The following is a 22,685-nucleotide window of genomic DNA, read 5'->3' as shown; positions in this document are numbered from 1 at the left end:
CATGACCTCGCCCCGCAGCACCGCACGCACGCCCTCCCCGGTTCGCACCCGCGCGAGCCGTGCCCCAGCGAAGGCTGCCGCGTCCGACGCGCCGAGAAGCGCGCCCGCGCCCGACACGACGAGGACTCCGCCCGCGCCCGACGGCCCGCGCGTGCCCGCGGTGGACCGTGCGGTGCGACTGATCGATGAACTTGCCACGGCCCGCGAGCCGCTCGGTCTGGCCGAACTCGCCCGCCGGCTGGCTCTGCCCAAGAGCAGCGTGCACGGCCTGCTCGCCACCCTGGTGGCGCACGGCCTCGCCCGGCGCAGCCCCGACGGCGAGTTCAGCCTCGGCACGCGGCCCCTGCAATGGGCCGGCGCCTATGAGGCGCAGTCGGACATCCTGCGCGCGTTCCACCAGCTTGCCGGCAGCCGCGCCGCCCTGAGCGCCGAAACCGTGATGCTGGCCGTGCTCGAAGGCGCAGAAGTGCGCTACCTCGCCTGCCGGCCGGGCACCCGGCCGCTCGCGGTCAATTTCCGGGTGGGCGGACGATTTCCGGCGGCCTGCACCTCGTCGGGCAAGGCCATGCTGGCCTCGCTGCCGCCCGAGCAGGCCGGCCCGCTGCTGGCCGACACCCCGCTGCCGCGTCTTACCCGGCACAGTGTGCGCACGCTCACAGCCTTGCAGCGCCAGCTCGCGCAGGCCCGCCTGCAGGGCTGGGCGATGGACGACGAGGAAACCGCCGAGGGCATGCAGTGCTTTGGCGCCCCGGTCTTCGGCCCGCGCGAACCCGCGGCGCAGGCAGCGGTGGCGGTCAGCGTGATCAAGGCCGGCCTGAGCGCCGAACGCCGCCAGGCCCTGGTTGCGGCCATCGGCGGACTTGCCCGAGACCTGTCCGCCGCGCTCGGCGCCGCCCCGCCCCGGGCCAGCTGAACCGCTCAACCCACCTCACACCGCCCCCACTCCCGGAGTCCGTCATGTCCGCCCAGCCCCAGGATCTCATCGTCCCGCGCATCAACCCCGATCGCCTCTGGGACAGCCTGATGACCCTTGCCCGGATCGGCGCCACGCCCAAGGGCGGGGTCTGCCGGCTCGCGCTCACCGAGCTCGACCGCCAGGGTCGCGACCTCGTGGTGGGCTGGCTGCGCGAGGCCGGCTGCGAGATCCGCATCGACGCGATCGGCAATGTCTTCGGCATCCGCCCCGGGCGGCTGGGCAACGGCCTCACCGGCCAGGGACCCGACGCGCAACCGGTGGCCGAGCCCACGCGCCGGCCGGTGGCGGTGGGCAGCCATGTCGACACCCAGCCCACCGGCGGCCGCTTCGACGGCAACTACGGCGTGCTCGCCGGCGTGGAAGTGCTGCGCGCCCTGAACGATGCCGGCATCGTCACCGAGCGGCCGCTGTGCGTGGCCATCTGGACCAACGAGGAAGGCACCCGCTACACCCCGGTGATGATGGGCTCGGGCGTGTATGCCGGCGCGTTCACGCTGGCGCACTGCCTCGATCAGGTCGACCGCGAGGGCGTGACCGTGGGCAAGGCGCTGGCCACCATCGGCTATGCCGGCAAGGACACCGCCCCGCGCTTCTCGGCCTACTTCGAGCCGCATATCGAGCAGGGGCCGGTACTCGAGGCCGAGCAGATCACCATCGGCGCGGTGGAGGGCGCACTCGGGCAACGCTGGTTCGATGCCACCGTCAGCGGCCAGGACGCCCACGCCGGACCCACGCCGCTCGCCATGCGCCGAGATGCCCTGCTGGCCGCGGCCCGCATGGTGCAGGCGGTGCGCGAGATCGCCGAGTCCTCGCCCGACTACGCCCGGGGCACGGTCGGCCAGCTCTTCGTGCATCCCAACTCGCGCAATGTCATCCCCGGCCGGGTGGAGTTCACCGTTGACCTGCGCAATGCCAGCGCCAGCACCCTGGACAGCATGGTGCGGCGGCTGCACGAGGCCGCCGCACAGGTGGAACGCCAGGACGGCGTGAGCATCGCGCTGCGCGAAGTGGTGCACTTCCCGCCCTGCGCCTTCGACCCGACGCTGGTGGGCGGCATCGAGCGGCACGCCCGCGCGCTCGGCCACCCGGTGCGCCGCATCGCCAGCGGGGCCGGCCACGATGCGGTCTATGTCGCCCGCACCTGCCCCACCGCGATGATCTTCGTGCCCTGCGAGAACGGCATCAGCCACAACGAGATCGAGAACGCCAAGCCGGCCGACCTGGCCGCCGGCGCCGATGTGTTGCTGCAGGCCATGCTCGAGGCGGCGGGCCGCTGATGCGCGTGCGGCCCATCGCCATCACCCTGGGCGATCCCGCCGGCATCGGCCCGGAGATCATCCTGAAGGCGGCGGCGGGCGGCCTGCCCGCGCCCTGCGTGGTCATCGGCGACCCCGCCCTGCTGCAGCGGGAATCCGACCGGCTGCGGCTGGGCCTGCACATCCGGCCGGTGGCCACGCCGGGCGCGGCGGTGGGGCCGGCCAGCAGTGCAGGCGGCGCCCCGGGTCTGTCCGGGATGGCCGGCATGGCCGGGGTGCCGGGCCTGCCCGCCATCGGCGCCCTCCCCGGCTTCACCGGCGACGACCTGCCGGTGATCCCGGTGATCTCGCTGCCCGCCGACCTGCGGGTGGGGCAGATGAGCGCGGCCGGCGGCGAGGCCGCCTATCGCTGCGTGTGCCGCGCCGCCGAGCTCGCGCTGCGCGGCGAGGTGCGGGCCGTGGTCACCGCGCCGCTCGCCAAGGAGGCGCTCAGGCTCGCCGGCCACGACTGGCCCGGTCACACCGAGCTGCTCGCCCACCTGGCCGGCAACCCGCCGGTGCGCATGATGCTGGCCAACACCGAGCTGCGCACCGTACTGGTCAGCATCCATGTGTCGCTCGCCCAGGCGATCGCCGCCGTGACCCTGCCGCGGGTGCTCGAGACCCTGCGGATCACCGACGCCGGGCTGCGCCGCATGGGCATCGCCGCGCCCCGACTGGCAGTGGCCGGCCTGAATCCGCACGCCGGCGAGGGCGGGCTGTTCGGCCGGGAAGAGATCGAGATCATCGCGCCGGCCGTCGCGCAGGCCCGCGCCGAGGGCATCGACGCCCAGGGGCCCTTCCCGCCCGACACGGTGTTCATGCGCGCGCGCGGCCTGAAGACCTTCGACGCGGTGGTGGCCATGTACCACGACCAGGGCCTGATCCCGGTGAAGTACCTCGGCCTGGACGAGGGCGTGAACATCACCGTGGGCCTGCCCTTCGTGCGCACCAGCCCCGACCATGGCACCGCCTTCGACATCGCCGGCCAGCCGGGTGAGCATGGCGCCGGTCTGGCCGACCCCCGCAGCCTGCTGGCGGCCATCACCCAGGCCAATCGGCTGGCGCCAGCCTGAGAGCGGGCGCCGGAACACCCATCCAGCGAAACGCGGGCGCACCAGCGGCTTGCGGCATGCACGTCTTCCGTGCATCCTGCCCGCTCGGGGATGGCATTCCCCATTCAGAGTATCGCCCCCCGCAGCATCACATGCAAGTCTGTTGCAATAAAAGGGTATTCCAGGCCACTCGCCGCTGGCTGTTCGGCGCGCTGCTCGTGCTGACCGCCGGGCTGGCCACCGTGCCGGTCGCGCAGGCCCATCCGCACGCCCGCTTCAGCTACCAGCTCGACCCGGTGCTGCGCGACGGGGCGGTGGTCGGGCTTACCGTGCGCTGGATGCTCGACCCGCTCACCTCGCTGCTTGCCCTGCGCGGCATCGATGCCAATCGCAACGGCATCGCCGACCCCGAGGAGCTGGCGGCGTTCGCCCGGCTCAATGACCAGCTGGTATCGACCCAGGGTTACTTCCTGAGCCTGGGCGCCGGCACCGACACCCGCCCCGGCTTCCGGGTGAGCCGGGGCCTCAGCGCCGAACAGTCGGCCCAGCGCATCCAGCTCAGCTTCGAGGTGACACTCGAGCAGCCCCACCGCGGCCCGCTCACCGTGCGCCTGTTCGATGCCTCGTGGTACGTGGCGCTGAGCGCCGACGATCCCCCGTTGCCCGCGGGCCATGCCTGCCAGGGCAGCGCCGCCCTCGAGACCCTCGAGACCCAGGGCTGGGGCGCCCAGCCCGTGCCGGTGGTTCGCCTCACCTGCCCCGGCACCTGAGCCATCCGGGCAACCGCATGCATCCGCGTCACCCCCACAAGAGCAACACGCTGTCCCACCAAGGAGGAAGACCCATGACCCTGACCCGCATCGCCTCGGCCCTGGCCGCCACCGCCGCGTTCGTCCTGGCCGCCCCGGCCCAGGCCCAGAACTGCACCCCCTCGAAGTGGGGCGCCAACGACCAGATCGGCGCGCTCAACAACATCACCCCGGCCAACGTGCTCGAGGCCACCAAGCTGGTCAAGCGCGGCAAGTCCATCCGCATGGGCATCGAGACCAACAGCCGCACCCCGGCCTACCCGCCGCGCACCTTCTCGCTCACCGTGCTGTCACCGGGCCAGGAAAACGGTGTCTCGCTCGGCGCCACCAAGACCAACTACAACGACGACATCATCATGGGCTGGGTGGGCATCGGTTCGCAGCTCGACGGCCTGGGCCACATCGGCACCGCCAATGTCTACTACAACTGCACCAAGGCCGGCGACTTCGTCACCGCCGGCGGCCTGAAGAAGTTCGGCATCGAGACCGTGCCGGCCGTGGCCACCCGCGGCGTCATCCTCGACATGGTCGGGCTGATGGGCAAGGACCCGGTGCCCGAAGGCACGGCCTTCAACCGCAAGGAGATCGACGCGGCCATCGCCCGTCAGGGCATCAAGCCCATCGGCAAGGGCGATGTGGTCATCTTCTACACCGGCTGGACCAAGCTGATCGGCAAGGACGACAAGCGCTACGGCTCGGTGGAGCCGGGTCTGGGCGTGGAGGGCGCGCGCTACCTGACCTCGCTGGGCGTGGCCATGGTGGGTGCCGACACCTGGGGCCTGGAGGTGATCCCCTTCGAGAAACCGACCGACATCTTCCATGTCCACCAGATCCTGCTGGCCGAGAACGGCACCTTCATCCTCGAGAATGTGAACGCCGAGGAGGCCGTGAAGGACAAGGTCTACGAGGGCCTGTTCACCCTGGGCCCGTCGCGGATCACCGGCGCCGTGCAGGCGATCATCAACCCGGTGTTCATCTACTGATCCGGGCCTGAGACGGCACGAGGGCGCCTGCGGGCGCCCTTTTTTTGGCCGTGCCGATCGCGCAGACCGCCCGGATCGCACGCGCCGCAGGCCTCGCCTGACCGGCGCGGATATCAGGCCGGTGACACCGGCCCCGATCAGGCCAGGCTGCGGGTCTGCGCCCAGGTGTCGTCCAGCGCACCCTTGACCGCGTCGAGCAGCTCGCGGATCTCGTGCGGCTGGATGATCAGCGGCGGCGAGAAGGCGATGGAGTCTCCGGGCAGGGTGCGCACGATGGCGCCGCGCTTCTGCGCGTTGGCCACCAGCTTCGCGCCCACGCCGGCCTTCGCCTCGAAGTTCTCACGGCTGCGCTTGTCGCGCACCAGCTCCAGCGCGCCGATCAGACCCACGCCCCGGGCCTCGCCCACCAGCGGGTGATCGGCCAGCGCGCGCAGACCCTCCTGCAGCACGGGTGCCACCTGCCGCACATGGCCGACGATGTCGCGCTCGCGGTAGATGGCCAGGGTCTCGAGGGCCACCGCCGCCGGCACCGGATGGCCGGAGTAGGTGAAGCCGTGGCCGAACACCCCGAGCTTCTCGGACTGGCGCACCAGGGCCTCGAAGATGCCTGGCCCGACCATCATGGCCGACATCGGCTGATAACCGCTGGTGAGCATCTTGGCGCAGGTGAGGATGTCGGGCCGGATGCCGAAGGTCTGCGAGCCGAACATCTGCCCGGTGCGGCCGAAGCCGCAGATCACTTCGTCGGCGATGAACAGGATGTCGTGTCGGCGCAGCACCGCCTGCACCTGCTCGAAATAGCCGGCCGGCGGCACGATGACGCCGCCCGCGCCCATCACCGGCTCGGCGATGAAGGCGGCGACGGTATCGGGGCCTTCGGCCAGGATGAGCGCCTCGAGCTCGCCGGCCAGCCGCGCCGAGAAGGCCTCCTCGGTCTCGCCCGGCCGGCCCTCGCGCCAGAAGTGCGGCGTGGCGGTGTGCAGCATGCGTGGCGCGGGCAGGTCGAAGTCGTTGTGGGTGGAGGGCAGCCCGGTCATGCTGCCCGAGGCCACCGTGACGCCGTGATAGCCCTTGCGCCGGCCGATGATCTTCTTCTTGGCCGGCCGGCCCAGCGCGTTGTTGTAGTACCAGACCAGCTTCACCGCCGAGTCGTTGGCCTCGGAGCCCGAGTTGGCGAAGAACACCCGGCTCAGCCCCTCGGGGGCCACCGACATCAGGGTCTCGGCCAGCTGGGTGGAGATGGCCGGCACCTTGCCCGAGAAGGAATGGTAGAAGGGCAGCTCGAGCAGCTGGCGATGGGCGGCGTCGGCCAGGCGCCGCTCCGAGAAGCCCAGCCCCGCGCACCACAGTCCGGCCATGCCCTCGATGTAGCGGCGGCCGGCTTCGTCATACACATACACGCCCTCGCCGCGCTGGATCACCAGCGGGCCCTCGGCCTGCACCAGCGCAAGGTTGCTGGTGGGGTGCAGGTGATAGGTCATGTCGCGCCGGGCGGCGGCGCTGAAGGCGGTGGCGGCGGCAGGCGCCACCACGCGGGCGGGCGCGGTGGGAATGGCACTCATGGGAACTCTCCGGCAGACGGGCGCGCCGGGAAGACGGCGCCCACGCCCCGACTCTACCCGCAAGCCGGGGCGGCCGCGACGGCCTGGCTCAGCCGCCGAGACGGGACTGCAGCTGGCCGCGCACCCGGGTGAGGGCCTTGGGCAGACCCTGCGCGAGCTGGCTGAAGAGCTCGTCGTGCAGGGCGAGCTCGCGCTGCCACTCGGCCGGGTCAACCGCGGTGATGCGCTCGAAGGCGGCCCGCGGGAACTCGGTGCCGTCCCAGACCAGGTCGTCGTAGCGCGGGGTGGTGCCAAAGGCGTGCTCGACGCCCTGGGCCTTGCCCTCCAGGCGCTGCAGCATCCAGACCAGCACGCGCATGTTGTCGCCGAAGCCCGGCCACACGAAACGGCCGTTCTCGTCGGTGCGGAACCAGTTGACGCAGAAGATGCGCGGCAGGCGCGCGCCCGAGGCCTTCAGACGATGGCCGATATCGAGCCAGTGGCCGAAGTACTCGGCCATGTTGTAGCCGCAGAAGGGCAGCATGGCGAAAGGGTCGCGGCGCACGATGCCGGTGGCGCCGGCCTGCGCGGCCGTGGTCTCGGAGCCCATGGTGGCCGCCATGTACACGCCCTCTTCCCAGTCGCGGGCCTCGGTCACCAGCGGCACGGTGGTGGAACGCCGGCCGCCGAAGATGAAGGCGTCGATCGGGACGCCGGCCGGGTTGTCCCAGTTGGGGTCGATGGACGGGCACTGCGAGGCGGGCACGGTGAACCGCGCGTTGGGGTGAGCCGCCGGCCGGGGCTTGCCGTTGACCGGGTTGGCCTGGGCGATCTCGGGCGTCCAGTCGCGGCCCTGCCAGTCGGTGAGGTGGGCGGGCGGGTCGGACAGGCCCTCCCACCAGACATCGCCGTCATCGGTGAGGGCCACATTGGTGAAGATGGTGTTGCGCGACAGCGAAGCCAGGCAGTTGGGGTTGGTCTTGGCGCTGGTGCCGGGCGCCACGCCGAAGAAGCCGGCCTCGGGGTTGATGGCGCGCAGGCTGCCATCGGGCTGGGGCTTGATCCAGGCGATGTCGTCGCCGATGGTGCGCACGCTCCAGCCTTCGAAGCCCCTGGGCGGGATCAGCATGGCGAAGTTGGTCTTGCCGCAGGCCGAGGGGAAGGCCGCCGCCACATGGCGGGTGACGCCCTGCGGGGAGGTGACCGCCAGGATGAGCATGTGCTCGGCCAGCCAGCCGATGCCGCCGGCAAGCGCGTCCTGACGGCCCATGTTGGAGGCGATGCGCAACGCGAAGCACTTCTTGCCGAGCAGGGCGTTGCCGCCGTAGCCCGAGCCGAAGGACCAGATCTCGCGGGTGTCGGGGAAGTGGACGATGTACTTGGTGGGATTGCAGGGCCAGGGAACGTCGGCCTGCCCGGCGGCCAGCGGCTTGCCCACGCTGTGCACGCAGGGCACGAAGTGGCCGTCTTCACCGAGCACCTCGTACACCGCGCGGCCCATGCGGGTCATGATGCGCATGTTCACGACCACATAGGGGCTGTCGGAAAGCTCGATGCCCACATGGGCGATCGGGCTGCCCAGCGGCCCCATGGAGAACGGCACCACGTAGAGCGTGCGGCCGCGCATGCAGCCGGCGAACAGGCCATCGAGCGTGGCGCGCATTTCGGCCGGCGCGACCCAGTTGTTGGTGGGGCCCGCCTCCTCGCGCTGCTCGGTGCAGATGAAGGTGCGGTCTTCCACCCGGGCCACATCGGTGGGGTCGGACCAGGCCAGGTAGGAGCCGGGGCGCCTGGCCGGGTTCAGCGGGCGAAGGGTGCCGGCGGCCACCATCTCGGCGCACAGGCTGTCGTACTCGGCCTGCGAGCCGTCGGCCCAGTGGATGCGCTCGGGCTGGGTGAGCGCGGCAATGCGGGCCACCCACTCGATCAGGCCGGCATGCTGAACCCACTCGGGGGCGCCGGTCATGGTTCGGGCATCGACCGCCCGCAGCCCACCGGCTCGATCACCGACGGGTTGCGACGGGAGGGCGGCAGCGCTTCTCGACTGATTCATGCGGGGCTCCGTGGGGTCCGGACAAGAGCGAAACCATCAATTTTACACCGTCCGGAACGCCGGGGCCTGAGGGCAGGCAGCCTGATCGGGTATCCCGGGCGGGCTGCCAGGGGCGAGCCCGGCCGCCGCCAACCCGCTGCGCGGGCCGATCAGCCATAATTCCCCGACCATCCAGAGCCGGCGGAAAGGCTCACCATGCAAGTCAAGCTCCATACGGTCAACGAGTCCGATTGCGCCAGTTGCGGCATCCGTGCTCAGTCGCTGTTCGCCAACCTGAACAGCGCCGACTTCCAGCTGATCGACCAGCCCATCCATGATCTGGCGCTGGCGCCCCACGACACGGTCTTCGCCGAAGGCGCCCAGGGCGAGTACGTGTTCACCGTACGCAAGGGCCTGATCAAGCTGGTGCGCTACCACGCCGACGGCTCGCAGCGCATCGTGCGCCTGCTCGGCCCCGGCGATATCGCCGGCCTCGAGACCACCGCCGGCGCGCCCTATGACTCCACCGCGGTGGCCATCACCGACATCCAGGCCTGCCGCATCCCGGTGGCGGTCATCCGGCGCCTGGAGACCGAGTCGCCGCGCCTGCACCAGCAGCTGGTGCGCAAGTGGCACGAAGCGCTCAGGACCGCCGACGACTTCATCGCCGATCTCGCCTCGGGCAGCGCCCGGCAGCGCCTGGCGCGGCTGCTGCTGCGTCTGGCCGGCGAGGGCCACGACCAGCTCATGCTGCCCTCGCGGGAGGATGTCGGCGCGGTGCTGGGCATCACCACCGAAACCGCCAGCCGCACGGTGGCGGCCTTCCGTCGCGAGGGGCTGATGCACGACCTCGATCGCCAGGGCCGCTTCTTCCGCATCGAGACCGCCGCGGTGCAGGCGGTGGCCGGCGGCGAGCCGTGAGCCTCGCGCAGGGCCTGCTGAGCGCGGCCGACGCCGGCGCCCGTCTCGACCCCGCCGCCTACCCGCTCGCCGACGCCGCCGCCGGCCAGGCCCTTCAGGACGAGGTCAGCGCCCTGCGGCAGGCCCGTGGCGAGCGGCCGCTGGGCTGGAAGATCGGCTTCACCAACCGCAGCATCTGGCCGCTCTACGGCGTCAGCCATCCCATCCGCGGGCCGCTCTGGCACACCACGGTCACGCAGCTCGAGGGCAGCCTCGCCGAGGTGCGGCCGGCACGCTGGGCCGAACCGCGCCTCGAACCCGAGATCGTGTTCGGCCTGGCCACCAGCCCCGAGCATGCCGACCCCGACCATGTGCTCGGGTGCATCGGCTGGATGGCCCACGGCTTCGAAGTGGTCACCAGCCCCTGGCCGGAATGGCGCTTCAGCGCCGCCCAGGCCATCGCCGCACAGGGGCTGCATGGCGCGCTGCTGATCGGCCCGCGCCGGCCCTGCGCGCCGGACGACGGCGCCGCCCTGGCCGGGCTCACGCTGCACCTGTCCTGCAACGACGCGCCGGTGGCCACCGGTCAAGGCAGCGCGGTGCTCGACGGGCCGGTGCAGGCCCTCGCCCATCTGGTGGGCCAGGCCCTGGCCGAGGGCTGGCGCCTGCCGGCGGGCGCCATCGTCACCACCGGCACCCTCACCGATGCCCAGCCGCTGGCGCCCGGGCAGCACTGGCGCACCCGGATCGAGGGCATCGAGCTGCCCGGGCTGGCGCTGATCACCCATGGCTGAGCGCGGCGGGCAGCCGGGCGCGGCCGACACGCGCATCGCCTGGCGCGACGAGATCGCCGCCGCCGCCGCGCGCATCGCCGGCCGGGTGCGGGTCACACCCTGCCTCGAGCTCACCCTCGAGGGCCACGACCTCACGCTCAAGCTCGAGTGCCTGCAGGTGAGCGGCACCTTCAAGGCCCGCGGCGCCTTCAACCGCCTGCTCTCGGCCAGCGTGCCGGTGGCTGGCGTGGCGGCGGCCTCGGGTGGCAACCACGGCATCGCGGTGGCGCTGGCCGCCAGCGAGCTCGGCCTGCCCGCGCATGTCTTCGTGCCCGAGACCACGCCCGCGGCCAAGCAGGCCCGGCTGCGCGCGCTGGGGGCCCAGGTGCGGCTCGCCGGCCAGGACTATGCCGGTGCGCTGGCCGCCTGCACCGCCTTTCGCGAGGCCAGCGGCGCGCTCGAATCCCATGCCTACGACCACCCCGCCACCCTTGCCGGCCAGGGCACCCTGGCGCGCGAATGGCAGCAGCAGTGCCCCGCCCTCGACACCGTGCTGGTGGCGGTGGGTGGCGGCGGCCTGATCGGCGGCATGCTTGCCTGGTACCAGGGATCGGTGCGGGTGGTGGCGGTCGAGTCCGAGGGCTGCCCCACGCTGCACCGTGCGCTGACCGCAGGCGCGCCGGTGAGCGTGGCCGTGTCCGGCGTGGCGGCCGACTCCCTGGGCGCCCGGCAGGTTGGCGAGCTCATGTTCCCGCTCGCGCAGCGCCATCTCGCCGCCTCGGTGCTGGTGCCCGACGCGGCCATCGTGCAGGCGCAGCGCGCGCTGTGGGCTGCCGCGCGCGTGGCCGCCGAGCCGGGCGGCGCCACCGCGCTGGCGGCACTGCTCTGCGGTGCCTATCGCCCCGCACCCGGCGAGCGGGTGGGCGTGCTGGTGTGCGGCGCCAATGTCGATCCGGCCGCGCTGGCGGCGCCAGCGCCATGAGCCGGCTGCTGGCGGTGTGCGCGGGCCGCGCTGCGCCCCTGCTCACCCGGGATGGCGGTGAGCGGCCTCGCCAGGTGATGAGCGCCATCGGCAAGCAGGCCCTGAGCACCCTGGAACGGCCCGATCCGGTGGCGGTGGGCCCGCTGGGCTTGGCCGGCGACGAGCAGGTCGATCTCACCGTGCATGGCGGCCCCGACAAGGCGGTCTACCTGTACCCGTCGGAGCACTACGCCTTCTGGCAGACGGTGCGCGGACAGGCCGGGCGCACCGATCCGCTCGCCCCCGGCGCCCTGGGCGAGAACCTGCTGGTCAGCGGCCTGTTCGAGCCCACGCTCTGGATCGGCGACCGGCTGCGCATCGGCGAGGTGGTGCTGCGGGTGGAGTCGCCGCGCTCGCCCTGCTTCAAGTTCGACATCCGCATGGGCTTCAGCTGGGCCTCCAAGATGATGGTGCAGAGCGGCTTCACCGGCGCCTACTGCGCCGTCGTTCATCCGGGCAGACTCGCCGCCGGTGCCCCGATCGATGTGCTGCCGGGCGATCGTGTGGTCACCATCGAACAAAGCCATCGCTTGCGGCACGGCAAGCGCCAATCGTCGCTGTTCTGAGGTAGAGTCATTTTCATGCCCGAGCTCAGTCCCGCCCAGCGCACCGCCGGCACCGCCCGATTCCTCCTCGCCGCGGGTTCCCTGTTCGCCGCCGAAGCCATCTGGCGCGACTCCGTCGGCCGCACCCTCATGGCCACGCTGCTCATCCTTTTCGGCGGCGGCCTGCTCTACGTGGCCAAGCGGTCAGACTGAGCCTCCCGCCGCGGCGCCCCCGCCCGGCGCCCACCCCATGACCGACTTCGAAGCCCTGCGCGCCGACGGCTTTCCGGTCGACGCCGAGCTGCTCGACGCCGGCTGCACCGGCCCCGAACTCGCGCATCTTGCCGCGGTCTACCTGCGCAGCCCGCGGGCCCTGGTCTGGCGCCATCCCTCCTCGGAGTGGCGGCTGCTGGTGCTGCTGCCGCCCATCGCGTCGCGGCTGTCGCTGATGGCCAATCCGATCTTCGCCCAGCTGGTGCGGGCCTGGGGGCTGAATGCCCGATTCGTCGGCGTCGACCGCGACGGTCTGGTGCACGACTTCCGCTCGCTGCTCTCGGACGCCACCCTGAAGCGGCTGGTCGACGCGCTCGGCGCCGATCTCGGCAGCGGCCTGAACGCCGACCGGCTGCTCGACACCCTGTTCGCCAGCCTGGCCGAAGAGATGCTCACGGTGCTGGCGCAGCGCCGCGACGACTGGCGACGCCACCTCGACACCGAGCACCGGCTGGAGCCGCAGGCGCCGGCCAGCCTCTTTGACCGCGAGGCCCGCAGCCCCGACTTCCTTGCCGGCCTGCGCGCCGCGCTGCGCGACGGCATCATCGACATCGCCTTCTACGGCCGGGTGCTGCGCGCCACCGACCTGCGCGAACAGGCGGTCGAGCAGCGGGTGGCCGCCATGATCGAGGCCACGCTGGAGCCGGCCGTGCTGGCGCGGCTCGCCGACACCGGCGCCGGCCGGCACCTCGGCTGCTACAACTGGCTGATGCTCGATCCGCGCCACGCCGCCGCGCGCACCCATGTGCTCGGTCGCCTGCCCGGACTGGCGGCCTTTTTCGCGCAAAGCCTGGTGCCGCTCGATGCCGCGCCCGAGGGTGGGCTGGGCACGGGTGGCTTCGACCTGCGCAGCCTGGCCACCCGCACCGCCGGCGCCCATGCCCTGCACTGGGCAGGGGTGCTGCGGCGCGCGATCGACGCCGGCCAGGACCGCGCCGTGATCGAGGCCCTGGCCCGGCGCTTCGGCGTGCCCGAGAACCTGCTGCGCCGGCTCTGGCGCGAGCTGCCCGCCGGCTTCGGTCAACCCCCGGCATGGCAGGTGGGGCCGGCGCTGCGCCAGCTGGCGCTGGCCGGCGACCGGGGCTGGCCGAGCAGCCCTGAGCAATGGCAGGCGCTGCTCGCCCGGGCGGTGCCGATGGAGGCGGTCTGAGCGCCGTCGGGTCATGCCGGGTCGCAGCATGAGCCCAGATTCAGCGCCGCCCGGCAGCGGTGTAAGCGCCTGCTCACAGGCCACACAGGACCTGCCCGACCTCGCCGCTCTGCCGGCACGGATCTGGCAGACGCTGGTCCAGGGCAGCGGCGACCCCGCCCACGGCTTCCACTGGCCGGTGCTGGCCAGCCTGCGGCAGCCGGGCGTGCCCGATGCCCGCACGGTGGTGCTGCGCCACGCCGACCCCGCCGGGCGTGTCCTGCTGATCCACAGCCATCGCCGGGCCGGCAAGATCGGCCAGCTGCAGGCCCGACCGCCGGTCTGCCTGGTCTTCCACGACGCAGCCTCGCGCACCCAGGTGCGTGCCCATGGCGAGGCCACGGTGCATGCGCAGGATGCGCTGAGCGCGCAGGCCTGGCAGGGTCTGGCCGCGCACAGCCGCGGGCTCTATCAGGGGGCCGACGATTTCGCCGTGCTGCGGGTGGTGGTCGGTGAGCTCGACTGGCTGCTGCTCGACCCGGCCGGACACCGCCGGGCCGGCCTGCGCTGGTCGGCCGGCGGCTGGCAGAGCAGCTGGCTCGAGCCCTGAGATCAGCGCGCCGTGAACCGCAGCGGCAGGCTCGAGGGACCCATCGTGAAGGTGAAGTGCTCCTCGATGCGCGCGGCCGGGTCGATGGCCAGCCGGAAATTGCCCAGCGCCATCGCCACCACCATCTTGATCTCGACCATCGCCAGGTAGCGGCCCGGGCAGTAGCGCGGCCCGCCGCCGAAGGGGAAGATCGCACGGCGCGGATCGTCGGCGCCTTCGGACTGGTCGCCCAGCCAGCGCTCGGGCCGGAAGCTGAGCGGATCCTCGAAGCGGGCGGCATCCAGGGCGGTGGGGCGGCTGAGCATGATCAGGGTCTGGCCGGCCGGAATCCGCAAGCCGCCGAGGTCGACCGGCACCCGGGCGGTGGCGCCATTTTGCGGCGCGATCGGGCGCAGCCGCATCGACTCGACCGCGGCCGCCTCCAGCCAGGGCAGGCGCGCGAGCAGCCCGAACTCGGGCACCAGCGACTCGCCCGCCAGCACCGTATCGATCTCCTCGACCACCCGCGCGGCCGGACCCGGGGTGTCGGCCAGCAGCATCAGCAGCCAGGCCATGGCGTTGGCGGTGGTGTCCTCGCCGGCGAAGAGCATGGTGGCGACATTGCCGCGCACATCCTCGTCGGTGAACTCCGAGCCGGGCTCGTCGCGCGCCACCAGCAGCGCCTCGAGGATGTTGCCGGGCCGCACCGCCAGCGCCGGGTCGGCGGCCATGCGGGCGCGGGCCTGGGCGATCAGGTCATCGACCGTGCGGTTGAGCCGGGCCACCGCAGCGTCGGCACGGCGGTCGGCCGGCAGACGCACATAACGCCAGTACGGAAACGGTTTCAGGAAGCGCCGGCCCAGCGTCTCGAACAGGAACTCCACATCCTGCTGCAGCGGGTCGTCGGCGTGGTTCAGGGTGTCGACATCCACACCCATCGACAGCCAGGTGGTGACATCGATGGAGTAGCACTTCAGGTCGCGCCCCACCTCCACCGCGGCGCCGGTGCGCGCGGCCTCGCGCCAGCGCGCCAGCAGCCGCGCGGTGACGGTGTGGATGATCGGAAAGAAGTGGCGCACCGCGTCGGGCGTGAGCGCGCGCATCACCAGCTTGCGCTGCCGGCGCCAGCGTTCACCCTCGGCGGTGAACAGGCCGGCGAGGCCGACCTCGTCGATCGCGGTGGCCAGGCGCACACCGCGCGTGAACATCGCCGGCCGGTGCCGGAGGATCTCGCCGATCAGCACCGGGTCGCTGAGCACCACGATCGGCATGGCGCCGGCGCTGAAGCGGTACATCGGCCCGTACTCGGCCGCCCACTGCTCCAGGCAGGCATGGGCCGCCCCGGCGCGCAGCTGGTGCGCATTGCCCAGCAGCGGCACGGTGCGCGGACCGGGCAGGTCGGCCACCTCGGTGGCGGGTGCGCGAAAGCCGTCGCTGGCGCGCAGACGAGGCAGCTCGAGGGCCGCGGCCATGGCGTGATCGGTGCTCGGGGGCATGGGCAACTCCTTGGGGCGATGAGCCTCTGAGCCGGCCGCCCTCGGAGCCGCTGCCCTCAGGGCCGGCCGGTCGACGGGCCGCCGGCCGCATCGGGCCGGCCCAGCGGCCAGCCCAGGCGGCTGGCCAGACCGCGGTAGAACATGCCGCCGAACAGTACCAGCATCAGCACCCGCGTCAGGTGAAACAGGGTCACCATGGGCACTCCGAGCTCGAGCAGCTTGGCGGTGAGCGCCATCTCGGCGATGCCCCCGGGGGAGGTGGCCAGGGTGAGCGTCGCCCAGGGAATGCCCGAGGCCAGCGACATCAGCCAGGCCACGCCGGCCGAGGCGGCGATCGCGATCAGCGTGGTGACCCCCACCACCGCCAGCATGCGCGGGGCGCGCTCGAAGAAGCCCGGCGCAAAGCGGGTGCCCAGCGAGATGCCGATCACCACCTGGCCCAGGCTCACGATCCAGGCCGGCATGGCGGTGAGCGCCACGCCGCAGGCGCTCAGGCCCACCGCCACCAGCAGCGGCCCGATCAGCCAGGGGCTGGGCGCACGCAGCGCGCGCAAGGCCAGCCCGCCGGCCACGGTGAGAACCAGCAGCAGCGCGAAGCCCGGCCACCACTGCACCGCCAGCGTCACCCGCTGGGAGGGGTCCGATCCGCGCACCCCCAGCCACTGGAAGACGAAGGGCGTGACACTGACCACGAGCAGGATGCGCAGGCTGTGCGCCGCCGCGATCAGGTCCACGCGGGCACCGTTGCGCTCGCCCTGGATGGCCATCTCGGAGGCACCGCCGATCGCCCCGGCGAAAAAGGCGGTGGCCGGATCGAGCCGTGCGAAGCGGCGCAGCGCCCAGGCCAGGGTGAGGCCCACCGCCAGCGCCCAGGCCTGGCCAACCATCACCAGACCGAGGTGGCTCACCAGGCGCCCGACCACATCGGCGGTGAAGAACAGGCCGAGCGCCGTGCCGATCACCCAGTGGCCGGCGTTGCGCGCCGGCAGCAGGCTGCCCACCGGCAGGCCGTGGGCCGAGGCGATCGCGCAGGCGAACAGCGGCCCGATCAGCCAGGGCAGCGGGGTGTGCAGCCACGCGCACAGGGCGCCGGCCGACAGGCCGATCAGCAGCGCGAGCAGGAAGCGGCGCAAGGCCGCGACGGTGACGGTGGCAGGGAACATCAGGGAAGGCGGAATCGGCCGGGGACCGGGCTTCCCGACCGGCGCATTATCGCGCGGGCTCCGGTCAGGCCACGGGCAGGGGCGTCCGCAAAGCCGCCGATCGCCGCCGGTATGATCCGCTGCGTCATGAGCAAGCCCTACCCAGACACGAGCGCGATCCCGCCCCGCCGGCGCGGATTGCACGCGCTTGGTGCCGGGCTGGCGCTGATCGGCGCCGGCGGCGGCTGGGCAGCCCGCGCGGGAGCCGCCCAGCCCCGCACCGGCGGCGACACGGGCGCAGGACCGGGCGCCGGCGCCAGCGCGAACGCCGCCGCCAACCCCCCGGGCGCGCAACGCCGGCCCTGGCCAACCGGCCTGCCCACGCCGCCGCTCGCGCTGCCCGCCTGGGAAGCCCCGGCCTGGAAGCTCGCCGACGCCCGCGGCCAGGTGGTGGTGCTCAACTTCTGGGCAAGCTGGTGCGAGCCCTGCCGCGCCGAGATGCCCTCGCTCGCCCTGCTCGCCCAGCGCCACGCCGCCGATCGCCTGCAGGTGGTCACGGTCAACTTTCGCGAGACCGATGCCGCCATCCGCCGCTTCCTCGCGCACACGCCCCTGGACCTGCCGATCCTGCGCGACGCCGACGGCGAGGCTGCCCGCGCCTGGCGGGTGAGCCTGTTCCCCACCACCGTGGTGATCGGCCGCCAGGGCCGGCCGGCCTTCACCGTGCTGGGTGAGCTAGACTGGACCGCCGCCGTCGCCCGCGCCTGGCTTGCGCCGCTGCTCTGAGCATCCGTGGCCCGGCGCCCAAAACCACTCGTCAAGGTATCCGCATGACCCGACTCACCGCCCGCCGCGCGCTGCTCAAGGGCAGCGCCGCTGCCGCTGCCCTGCCCCTGCTGCCGCTGTCCGCCACCGCCCAGGAGCGCCGCTTCGAGCCCCAGGCCGGCCCCTGGCGCACCTTCGAGCTGACCACCGTGGTCGAGGTTCCCGACGTGAAGGGTGTCACCCGGGTCTGGCTGCCGGTGCCCTCGGTCGAGTCCGACTGGCAGCGCCCGCTCGACAATGCCTGGACCGGCAACGCCGCGCAGGTGCGTCTGGTGGCCGATGCCGGCCGTGGCGTGCGCATGCTGCACGCCGAGTTCGCCGACACCGTCGACAAGCCCCGCCTCACCCTCACCAGCCGGCTGCAGACCCGCAACCGCCTGATCGACTGGAGCAAGCCCACGCCGGTGAGCGAAGACCCGGCGGTGCTGCGCGCGGCGCTCGCCCCGGCCGAGCTCATGCCGGTGGACGGCGTGGTGCGCAAGACCGCGCTCGAGGCCACCCGAGGCGCCAGCAGCGATGTCGACAAGGCCCGTGCCATCTACCAGTGGGTGGTGACCAACGCCCACCGCGAGCCCAAGACCCGCGGCTGCGGCACCGGCGACATCAAGACCATGCTCGAGACCGGCAACCTCGGCGGCAAGTGCGCCGACCTGAACGCCATTTTCGTGGGCATGTGCCGCTCGGTGGGCGTGCCGGCCCGCGATGTCTACGGCCTGCGGCTCGCACCCTCGGCCTTCGGTTACCGCGAGCTCGGCGCCAACTCGGCCAACCTCAAGGGCGCGCAGCATTGCCGCGCCGAGGTCTTCCTCAAGGCCCACGGCTGGGTGGCCATGGATCCGGCCGATGTGCTCAAGGTCATGCGCCAGGAAACCGCCGACTGGATCAAGGACGCCCGGCACCCGCTGGTGGCGCCGGTCATGAAGGGCCTGTTCGGCAACTGGGAAGGCAACTGGGTGGCCTGGAACACCGGCCATGATGTCACCCTGCCCGGCAGCGCAGGCCGCCGGCCCCTGCCCTTCCTCATGTACCCCAACGGCGAGAACGCCGCCGGCCGCTTCGACGAACTGGCGCCCGACAGCTTCCGCTACACCATCTCGGCGCGCGAAGTCAGCGCCTGACCGGGGGCACCCGCGCCACGCTGGCGCACACGCGGGTGCCGCCCTCGGGGCGTGCCTCGACCTCCAGCGTGCCGCCAAACTCGCGCAGCCGTTCGCGCAGGCCGATCAGGCCGAACGCGCCCGGCTTGCGCTGATCCTCGGCAGACAGACCGCGCCCATCGTCGCTCACCTCCAGACGGATGGCGTCGGCCGCATCGAGATCCAGCCGCAGCCACACCCGCCGGGCGCCGGCATGGCGCTCGGCGTTCTCCAGCGCTTCCTGGGCACCCCGATAGAGGGTGATTGCCGCGTCCATCGCGAGCCCGACGCTGCCCAGCGCATCGCCGCGGATCTCCAGGGTGCACTGCAGCCCGGTGCGCGCGCCGAACTCGCGCGCCAGCACCTCGAGCGCGTCCTCGATGCCGAGCTCGTCGAGGATCTGCGGTCGCAGGCCGGCGATGAGATGGCGTGTGACCCGGAACAGGTCGTCGATCATGCCGGCGGCGCGCGACAGCGGCTCATGCAGGGCGGCTTGATCCGCCGGCACCCGTCGGCGCAGCAGCATCAGCTCCATGGTGATGGCCGCCAGCGGCTGCTGCATGCCGTCATGCAGGTCGCGGGCCATGCGCCGCCGGTGCCGCTCCTCGGCGCTGTAGCGGGCGGCGAGCAGCCGCTGCAGATCGCCACGGTACTGCTCCAGTGCCGCTTCGGTGCGACGCAGGTCATCGACGTCGCGCAGCACCACCAGCTGGAACAGGCTGCCATCGGACTCGAACACCGAGGGGGTGAGCTGAACCACGCGGGTGGCGCCATCGGCCGACAACACCCGCAGCTCCAGCGACGGCAAGGCGCCGACATCACCGGCCCGCATCGCCGACAGCCGGGACCGCAGCGCCGGCAGCGACTCGGGATGGACCAGGGCTTCGATGCGCTGATCGAGGAGCTCGGCGCTGCCGCGCTGGAACAGTCGCTCGGCGGCCGGGTTCAGGAAAGCCAGCCGATCGTCGAGCAGGATGAGCACCGGCTCGGGCAGGTTGCCGAGCAGGCGCCGCAGGCGCTCCTCGCTGCGCTGCAGTTCAGCCTCGGCCGACTTGCGCGCCCCGATGTCCTCGATCACCGACAACCAGCGGCGCGAGCCGTCCTCGAGCCGACCCACGGCGGTGACGCTCACCCGCGCCCACACCGAATGGCCCTCGCGATGGCGGTAGCGCTTCTCGATCACGGTGGAGGTCTGCGGCTCGTGGAGCAAGGCGCGCAGATGGCCGCGATGGAACTGCATGAAGCGGCGGTGGTCCTCGGCGTCGCTCAGGCTGGGCGCTTCGCGGCCCACCAGTTCGTCGGGCCGATAACCGAGCAGGGCGGCCAGCCGGGCATTGACCCGCTCGATGCGGCCGTCGCGGTTGACGATCCAGGCGCCCACCGGCGCGTTGTCGAAGAGTTCGCGAAAGCCGTCGTCGGTACCCGCCGTGAGCGGGCCGGATGCGGGCAGGGCGCGGGCCGGCGCCGGGATGTCGGCCGCCACGGCCGCAGGGGCGGCGCCCTGCAGCAGGCTGGCCAGCACCCCGACCAGCACCAGGGTCAGCCAGATCGCCAGCGCGGCGCCGCTGTGCGCGCCCGGCTGCGAGTACGCCAGCACCAGCAGCACCCCGGCCAGCAGCGCAGCCACCAGCGTGGCCACCAGGCCGGCGCGCTGGCCGCCCAGCCGCGCGGCCAGCAGCACCGGCGCGCAGTAGAACAGCACGGCCCGGCCGTCACCGAAGATGGCCGGCAGGCCCACGGCCAAAGGCTCGACCGCCAGGAAGGCGAGCGCCACCGCCGCGATCGCCGCGGTCTGGGGTGAACGCTGGAACCAGTTGCCAAGTGACTGCACGCCATGCCTCCGGACGGGCCGCGCGACTGCACCCGGCCTGTCGGAAGTCTACCGCCGCCCCGCAGGCCGGCACATCACACGAATCGGCGGCCTGCCGCCCTTGTCCGGACTCAAGGCCTCCTCAGGAAAGCGCGTCCTGACGCTTCGCCGCTAGGCGGCCACCGCCACGATCACCGCCGAGGCGTCGACCAGTGCGGTCACCCGCGTGCCTGCATCGATTCCAAGTGAGCGTGCGCCTGCTTCGCTGACCATGGCCACCAGCGCCGGCCCATCGTCGAGATCGAGCAGCACCTCGGTATTGACCGCCCCCGGGTTGATCGCGCGCACCACGCCGGGCAGCTGGTTGCGCGCCGACACCCGGTTCCCGTCGAGCCCGGTGGCCAGCACCACGCCGGCCGCCTGCACCAGCGCCATCGCCGGCTGCCCCGCGCGCAGGCCCAGGCTGCGGGTGCTGTCGCTGGTGATGATCGCCACCAGCCGCAGGCCGCCGGGCAGCGTGATCTCGACCTCGTCGTTGACCGCGCCGGGGCGCAGCGCGCTCACCATGCCGGCGAACTGGTTGCGGGCGCTGGTCCTGAGGTTGACGGCCTTGAGCACCGGGAACTCCTGGTCGAGGTCGACGGCCTGCTCGGCGAGCAGGTCGATGAAGCGGCGGTGGATGCCCTCCACCTCGGCAAAGCGGGCGAGCAGCCGCTCGCCGCGCGGCGTGAGCCGGGTGGAGCCGCCGCCGCGCCCCCCGGTGCTGCGTGCCACCAGCGGCTCGCCGGCCACCCGGTTCATGGTGTCGATCGCATCCCAGGCGGCCTTGTAGCTCATGCCGAAGGCCCGCGCCGCCCGCGTGATCGAGCCCTGCTCGGCCACCGCCCGCAACAGCGCCATGCGGCCATGGCCGCCGATGTTCTCGTCGCCGGCGGTCAGCCACAGCAGGCCCTGAACGCCGAGCCGGGGCGAGGTTGCGCGCCGGGTCATGGCAGCACGGCCCGCACGCGCCCCGCCTCGATGCGCACCGGTTCGGCATCGAGCACCTGCAGATCCTCCTCGTCATGGGTGATGAGCAGCATGGGCAGCGCGAGATCGGCGAGCAGCGCGCGCAGCTCGGCACGCAACGCCTCGCGCAGACTGCGGTCGAGCGCGGCGAAGGGCTCGTCGAGCAGCAGGGCCCGCGGCTCGGTCACCAGCGCCCGGGCGAGCGCCGTGCGCTGGCGCTGGCCACCCGAGAGCTGCGGCGGGTACAGGTCGGCCACCGGAGCCAGGCCGAAGGCGGTCAGCCAGCGTTCCACCGCCGGCCCGCCGGCATCGCGCGCCGGGTTGCGCCAGCCCTGCCGGCCGGCGAAGGCGATGTTCTGGCGCACGCTCAGATGCGGAAAGAGCGCGAAGTCCTGGAAGACCACGCCGAGTCGCCGCGCCTGCGGCGACAGCCGCAGCCCACGTTCGCTGTCCTCCAGCCAGTGCCCGTCAATGCACACCCGGGCCAGATCGGCGCGCTCGATGCCGGCGATCAGCTTCAGGGCCTGGGTCTTGCCGGCGCCCGAGGGGCCCACCAGCGCCAGACGGCGGCCGGCCGCCGTCACCGGCAGGTCGAGGTCGAATCGCGTCGCGCCCTGGCGCAGGCCGCGCCGCAGCTCGAGGAACCAGACCGGATCGGCGCTCATGGCCTCAGCCCCGCGCTGGCACGCGGCCGGGCGCCAGCCAGCCGGCGCCCAGCAGCACCGCCAGCCCCACCACGGAAGTCACCGCCACCAGGAAGGCGGCGGTGTCGTCCTGCCCGGCCTGCACGGCCTCGTACACTGCCAGCGACAGGGTGCGGGTCTGGCCGGCGATGCTGCCGGCCACCATCAGCGTGGCGCCGAACTCGCCCAGGGCGCGCGCGAAAGCGAGCAGCAGGCCTGCCAGGATGCCGCGCCAGGCCAGCGGCAGCGACACCCGGAAGAACACCGCCAGCTCGCCCACGCCCAGGGTGCGCGCGGCGTGCTCCAGCGCCGGGTCGACCTGCTCGAAGGCCGCCCGGGCCGCCTTGAACACCAGCGGGAAGGACACCACCGCCGCCGCGATCACCGCCGCCTGCCAGGTGAAGATCAGTCGCACGCCGAGGTGCTCGAGCAGCCAGGCGCCAATCGGACCCTGGCTGCCGATCAGCACCAGCAGGTAATAGCCCAGCACCGTGGGCGGCATCACCATGGGCAGGGTAAGCAGGGCGTCGGCCAGCTCGCGCCCCGGGAATCGCCAGCGGGCCATCGCCTGGCCCAGCGCCACCCCCAGCAGCAGGTTGATCAGCGTGGCCCAGCCCGCCACCTTCAGCGACAGCCCCAGCGCAACCCAGGCGGCGTCCATGGC

22 protein-coding genes are annotated in these 22,685 nt (G+C 72.7%); 14 read left to right on the top strand and 8 right to left on the bottom strand.

The features are described from left to right. Position 1: 1 nt before the first annotated feature. The 5 genes from AC2H6A_RS00490 (at position 2) to AC2H6A_RS00470 (ending at position 5,118) form a co-directional block, all read left to right on the top strand. On the top strand, positions 2 to 913 hold the full coding sequence (locus tag AC2H6A_RS00490) for an IclR family transcriptional regulator (protein WP_484271158.1): 912 nt from the start codon (positions 2 to 4) through the stop codon (positions 911 to 913). A gap of 44 nt (positions 914 to 957) precedes the next feature. After that, positions 958 to 2,253, top strand: coding sequence for a Zn-dependent hydrolase (locus AC2H6A_RS00485; RefSeq protein ID WP_484271157.1), 1,296 nt, complete (start codon positions 958 to 960; stop codon positions 2,251 to 2,253). Then, positions 2,253 to 3,347 carry a 4-hydroxythreonine-4-phosphate dehydrogenase PdxA gene (pdxA, locus tag AC2H6A_RS00480; protein ID WP_484271156.1) on the top strand — a complete coding sequence of 365 codons (1,095 nt, stop codon included), beginning with the start codon at positions 2,253 to 2,255 and terminating at the stop codon, positions 3,345 to 3,347. The genes AC2H6A_RS00485 and pdxA overlap by 1 nt, the downstream gene beginning before the upstream one ends. A gap of 131 nt (positions 3,348 to 3,478) precedes the next feature. Continuing rightward, complete coding sequence (locus tag AC2H6A_RS00475) at positions 3,479 to 4,096, top strand: DUF1007 family protein (RefSeq protein WP_484271155.1); 618 nt, start codon at positions 3,479 to 3,481, stop codon at positions 4,094 to 4,096. A gap of 74 nt (positions 4,097 to 4,170) precedes the next feature. Beyond that, the gene (locus tag AC2H6A_RS00470) at positions 4,171 to 5,118 is read left to right on the top strand and encodes a cyclase family protein (protein ID WP_484271154.1); all 948 of its coding nucleotides are present in this window, start codon (positions 4,171 to 4,173) and stop codon (positions 5,116 to 5,118) included. A gap of 137 nt (positions 5,119 to 5,255) precedes the next feature. On the opposite strand, the gene AC2H6A_RS00465 is transcribed toward AC2H6A_RS00470, so the two are convergent. Both AC2H6A_RS00465 and AC2H6A_RS00460 read right to left on the bottom strand, forming a co-directional pair. Further along, positions 5,256 to 6,680: an aspartate aminotransferase family protein gene (locus AC2H6A_RS00465; RefSeq protein ID WP_484271153.1), complete on the bottom strand. Its 1,425-nt coding sequence runs from the start codon at positions 6,678 to 6,680 to the stop codon at positions 5,256 to 5,258. Between the two features lie 88 nt (positions 6,681 to 6,768). Further along, positions 6,769 to 8,625, bottom strand: coding sequence for a phosphoenolpyruvate carboxykinase (GTP) (locus tag AC2H6A_RS00460; protein ID WP_484271181.1), 1,857 nt, complete (start codon positions 8,623 to 8,625; stop codon positions 6,769 to 6,771). 282 nt (positions 8,626 to 8,907) lie between these two features. Here AC2H6A_RS00460 and AC2H6A_RS00455 point away from each other — a divergent pair, with 282 nt between their 5' ends. From AC2H6A_RS00455 to AC2H6A_RS00425, 7 genes are read left to right on the top strand one after another with little or no spacing between them, the layout of a single operon-like run. Continuing rightward, positions 8,908 to 9,612, top strand: a complete 705-nt coding sequence (locus AC2H6A_RS00455) for a Crp/Fnr family transcriptional regulator (RefSeq protein ID WP_484271152.1) — start codon at positions 8,908 to 8,910, stop codon at positions 9,610 to 9,612. Further along, positions 9,609 to 10,385 (top strand): 2-keto-4-pentenoate hydratase, encoded by a 777-nt coding sequence (locus AC2H6A_RS00450; protein ID WP_484271151.1) that lies wholly within the window; start codon positions 9,609 to 9,611, stop codon positions 10,383 to 10,385. The genes AC2H6A_RS00455 and AC2H6A_RS00450 overlap by 4 nt, the downstream gene beginning before the upstream one ends. Beyond that, positions 10,378 to 11,346: a threonine/serine dehydratase gene (locus tag AC2H6A_RS00445; protein WP_484271150.1), complete on the top strand. Its 969-nt coding sequence runs from the start codon at positions 10,378 to 10,380 to the stop codon at positions 11,344 to 11,346. Before AC2H6A_RS00450 ends, AC2H6A_RS00445 begins: the two co-directional genes overlap by 8 nt. Beyond that, positions 11,343 to 11,951: an MOSC domain-containing protein gene (locus tag AC2H6A_RS00440; protein WP_484271149.1), complete on the top strand. Its 609-nt coding sequence runs from the start codon at positions 11,343 to 11,345 to the stop codon at positions 11,949 to 11,951. Before AC2H6A_RS00445 ends, AC2H6A_RS00440 begins: the two co-directional genes overlap by 4 nt. 15 nt (positions 11,952 to 11,966) lie before the next feature. Beyond that, positions 11,967 to 12,143 carry a hypothetical protein gene (locus AC2H6A_RS00435; protein WP_484271148.1) on the top strand — a complete coding sequence of 59 codons (177 nt, stop codon included), beginning with the start codon at positions 11,967 to 11,969 and terminating at the stop codon, positions 12,141 to 12,143. A gap of 37 nt (positions 12,144 to 12,180) precedes the next feature. Further along, positions 12,181 to 13,353, top strand: a complete 1,173-nt coding sequence (locus AC2H6A_RS00430) for a hypothetical protein (protein WP_484271147.1) — start codon at positions 12,181 to 12,183, stop codon at positions 13,351 to 13,353. Between the two features lie 28 nt (positions 13,354 to 13,381). Next, a complete protein-coding gene (locus AC2H6A_RS00425) occupies positions 13,382 to 13,942 on the top strand; it encodes a pyridoxamine 5'-phosphate oxidase family protein (protein ID WP_484271146.1) in 561 nt (186 codons plus the stop codon). Positions 13,943 to 13,944: 2 nt separating this feature from the next. Here the strand turns inward: AC2H6A_RS00425 and AC2H6A_RS00420 are convergent, their stop codons facing one another. After that, entirely contained in the window at positions 13,945 to 15,417 is a 1,473-nt protein-coding gene (locus tag AC2H6A_RS00420; RefSeq protein ID WP_484271145.1) for a cytochrome P450, read from the bottom strand. A gap of 56 nt (positions 15,418 to 15,473) precedes the next feature. After that, the gene (locus AC2H6A_RS00415; RefSeq protein WP_484271144.1) at positions 15,474 to 16,580 is read right to left on the bottom strand and encodes an AbrB family transcriptional regulator; all 1,107 of its coding nucleotides are present in this window, start codon (positions 16,578 to 16,580) and stop codon (positions 15,474 to 15,476) included. 126 nt (positions 16,581 to 16,706) lie between these two features. On the opposite strand from AC2H6A_RS00415, the gene AC2H6A_RS00410 reads away from it, so the two are divergent. Beyond that, the gene (locus tag AC2H6A_RS00410) at positions 16,707 to 17,345 is read left to right on the top strand and encodes a TlpA family protein disulfide reductase (RefSeq protein WP_484271143.1); all 639 of its coding nucleotides are present in this window, start codon (positions 16,707 to 16,709) and stop codon (positions 17,343 to 17,345) included. A gap of 44 nt (positions 17,346 to 17,389) precedes the next feature. After that, complete coding sequence (locus tag AC2H6A_RS00405; RefSeq protein WP_484271142.1) at positions 17,390 to 18,502, top strand: transglutaminase-like domain-containing protein; 1,113 nt, start codon at positions 17,390 to 17,392, stop codon at positions 18,500 to 18,502. Here AC2H6A_RS00405 and AC2H6A_RS00400 read toward each other — a convergent pair. From AC2H6A_RS00400 to modB, 4 genes are all read right to left on the bottom strand, one after another. Then, positions 18,492 to 20,351 carry a PAS domain-containing sensor histidine kinase gene (locus tag AC2H6A_RS00400; protein WP_484271141.1) on the bottom strand — a complete coding sequence of 620 codons (1,860 nt, stop codon included), beginning with the start codon at positions 20,349 to 20,351 and terminating at the stop codon, positions 18,492 to 18,494. The two genes, AC2H6A_RS00405 and AC2H6A_RS00400, sit on opposite strands and share 11 nt — an antisense overlap. 150 nt (positions 20,352 to 20,501) lie before the next feature. Continuing rightward, positions 20,502 to 21,320 (bottom strand): TOBE domain-containing protein, encoded by an 819-nt coding sequence (locus AC2H6A_RS00395; RefSeq protein ID WP_484271140.1) that lies wholly within the window; start codon positions 21,318 to 21,320, stop codon positions 20,502 to 20,504. Then, entirely contained in the window at positions 21,317 to 22,003 is a 687-nt protein-coding gene (locus AC2H6A_RS00390; protein ID WP_484271139.1) for an ATP-binding cassette domain-containing protein, read from the bottom strand. The genes AC2H6A_RS00395 and AC2H6A_RS00390 overlap by 4 nt, the downstream gene beginning before the upstream one ends. A 4-nt stretch (positions 22,004 to 22,007) precedes the next feature. After that, positions 22,008 to 22,682: a molybdate ABC transporter permease subunit gene (gene modB / locus AC2H6A_RS00385; protein WP_484271138.1), complete on the bottom strand. Its 675-nt coding sequence runs from the start codon at positions 22,680 to 22,682 to the stop codon at positions 22,008 to 22,010. Positions 22,683 to 22,685 lie beyond the last annotated feature (3 nt).

The sequence above is a fragment of the Quisquiliibacterium sp. genome (genome assembly GCF_982640115.1).
The sequence above is the reverse complement of the archived record's forward strand: the minus strand, read 5'-3'. Positions and strand labels throughout refer to the sequence as shown.